Genomic DNA, 548 nt, shown 5'->3' on the forward strand with positions numbered 1-548 from the left:
CCCGACCCGCCGAACCGTATTGTTCGGCCTGCTCGCCGTGCTGATCGTCGCGGCGTGCCTGCGTCCGCCGATCACCGCGGTCGGCCCACTCCTGGGCTCGATCGGGGCCGACACCGGCCTGGGTAGCACCGGGCTCGGGATCCTCGGAGCGGTCCCGCTGCTGTGCTTCGCGGTGGTGTCCCCATGGATCCACCGGCCCGCGGCCCGGTTCGGATCGCAACTGCTGATCCTGCTCGCACTGGGGGTGCTCGCCGCCGGGATCCTCGTGCGGTCGCTGCCGGGTGCCGTCTGGCTGTGGTCGGGCACCGTGGCGATCGGCGCCGGGATCGCGGTCGCGAACGTGCTGCTGCCGGCAGTGGTCAAACGCGACCACGCGGGCCGGCTCGCGACCGTCACCGGTGTGTACTCGTCGGTCACCACCGGTGCCGCGGGGCTCGGTGCGGGTCTGGCGGTGCCGCTGGCGGACGCGACCGGTGACTGGCGGACCGCGTTGGCGGTGTGGGCGATCCTGCCGTGTGTCGCCGCCGCGGTGTGGTTCCTGCGCGGCC

At 73.9% G+C, this 548-nt stretch carries 1 pseudogene; it reads left to right on the plus strand.

Going from position 1 to position 548, the window contains the following annotated elements:
• Nucleotides 1–548: pseudogene (locus tag I0Q12_RS17645) on the plus strand (MFS transporter); the annotation flags it as partial.

The organism is Rhodococcus sp. CX, assembly GCF_015865005.1.
Lineage (GTDB): Bacteria > Actinomycetota > Actinomycetes > Mycobacteriales > Mycobacteriaceae > Rhodococcus.